This window comes from Komagataeibacter kakiaceti JCM 25156, assembly GCF_000613305.1.
The window spans coordinates 1-2,114 of sequence record NZ_BAIO01000415.1; the positions used below are offsets into that span (position 1 = coordinate 1).

Here is a 2,114-nt window from a genome sequence, read left to right on the forward strand (position 1 = left end):
ATGCCCCGCCCCCACGATCCCGATGCGTAACCGCCGCCCCGCCACCACTGCCCCGGCCCGTGCCATGTCCTGTCTCCCGCCTGTTATATCCCTGCCTGCCCGATTAGCAGCCGCCACCCCGATCGCCCACCCCCGGTGGGCGCGCAGGTGCCCTGAATGCGGCAAAACGGCAACGGCGGGCCGGGGGCCGGTGCATCAGCGGTTGCATCATCGGGCGTGGACCGGCATGTTCCCGCACTGAATTCCATACACGGGACACACCGACCATGCCGGAAAAGGAAACCGCTTCCGCCGGGCGCAGGGAGCTCTCCATCAAGTCATGATGTATTACAGTCGGCTCAGAATGGCCTCGGTCATTGGCGTATGTCTGATCGGGCTGGCGCTGTGCCTGCCCAATGTCATGCGCCAGCCCACACCGTCCCTGCCCTGGCGCCAGATCCATCTGGGCCTTGACCTGCGGGGTGGCTCCTACCTGCTGCTGCAGGTGGACATGAACAGTGTCGCCGCCGACAGGCTGCGCGGGCTGCAGGACGAAACGCGCCAGACCCTGCTGCGCGCCGGGCTGGGTTACCGCAACCTGACCACCACCGCCCATGGCGTCACCTTCACGCCCCGCGCGCCGGAGGAAGGCAGGCCGGACCTCAAGGCCCTGCGCGCCATGCCCATGAACGTGCCGGACGAATTCACGGTCACGCAGGATGACGCGGGCCAGATCACGCTGGCCCTGTCGGCCGACGCGGCCCGCCAGCGCGCCTATGACGCCGTGACCCAGTCCATCGAGATCGTGCGCCGCCGCATTGACGCCACCGGCGCGATCGATCCGGAAATCACCCGGCAGGGTGAGGACCGCATCATTGTCGAACTGCCCGGCATCAGCGACCCCGAACGGGTGAAGAACCTGCTGGGCACCACCGCCAAGATGACGTTCCATCTGGTCGCGGATTCCGCCATCGGCTCGGCCGTGCCGCCGCCAGGCGTGGACATGCTGCCCATGACCGATGGACAGCCCCCGCTTCCGGTCTATTCGCATGTGGATGTGGACGGGGCGGACCTGACCAACGCCAGCGCCTCGATCGACCAGCAGAGCGGGGAATGGGCGGTGAACTTCACCTTCGATTCGACCGGCGCGCAGGAATTCGGCGCCGTCACCCGCGCCAATGTGGGCAAGCGCTTCGCCATCGTGCTGGATAACAAGGTGATCGAGGCCCCCGTCATCCGCACCGCCATTACCGGCGGCAGCGGCCAGATTACCGGCGGCTTCAGCGCCCAGCAGGCCACGGACATGGCGCTTTTGCTGCGCGCGGGGGCGCTGCCCGCGCCGCTGAACGTGATCGAGCAGCGCTCCATCGGCCCGTCCCTGGGCGCGGATTCGATCCGGGCGGGCGGCTACAGCCTCGCGGCCGGTTTCGTGCTGGTGATCACCTTCATGGCGCTGTTCTACGGCCGTTTCGGCTGGTACGCGAATATCGCCCTGCTGGCCAACCTGGTGCTGATGACCGCCATCCTGTCCCTGTTCGAGGCCACGCTGACCCTGCCGGGCATGGCGGGCATGCTGCTGACCCTGGGCATGGCGGTGGATGCGAACATCCTGATCAACGAACGCATCCGCGAGGAAGTGGCCCGTGGCCGCACGCCGCTACAGGCCATGCAGACCGGATTCGAGCGCGCGACCTCCACCATCGTGGACAGTAACGCCACGGCCCTGCTGGCGCATGTGATGCTGTTCATTTTCGGGACCGGACCGGTGCGCGGCTTCGCGCTGACCATCACGATCGGGATCGTGACGACCCTTTTCACCACCCTTCTCCTTTCACGGATGCTGATGGTGCGCTGGTATGCCCGCGTCCGCCCCAGCACCCTGCCGGTCTGAGGCGCGCCGCATGATGTTTGACCGTCCCCTTCTCCGGTTCGTGCCGCGCGGCACGAAAATCAACTTCATGCGCGGCCGCTTCATCGGCCTCGCCACCTCCGCCGTGCTGTCCATCGCCTCGCTCATCCTGTTCTTCCACCCCGGCCTGACACTGGGGCTGGACTTCCGTGGCGGCATCGTGGTGGAAGCCCGCACGCAGGGGGCGGCGGATTTCAACGCCATCCGCGCGGCCCTTGCCACGCAG

General features: G+C 67.2%; 1 protein-coding gene and 1 pseudogene. Both read left to right on the plus strand.

The window, feature by feature from the left end:
• The first annotated feature begins 319 nt into the window (after positions 1–319).
• A complete protein-coding gene (gene secD / locus JCM25156_RS14580; RefSeq protein ID WP_025813648.1) occupies positions 320–1,870 on the plus strand; it encodes a protein translocase subunit SecD in 1,551 nt (516 codons plus the stop codon).
• Positions 1,871–1,883: 13 nt separating this feature from the next.
• Positions 1,884–2,114: pseudogene (locus tag JCM25156_RS24840) on the plus strand (protein translocase subunit SecF); the annotation flags it as partial.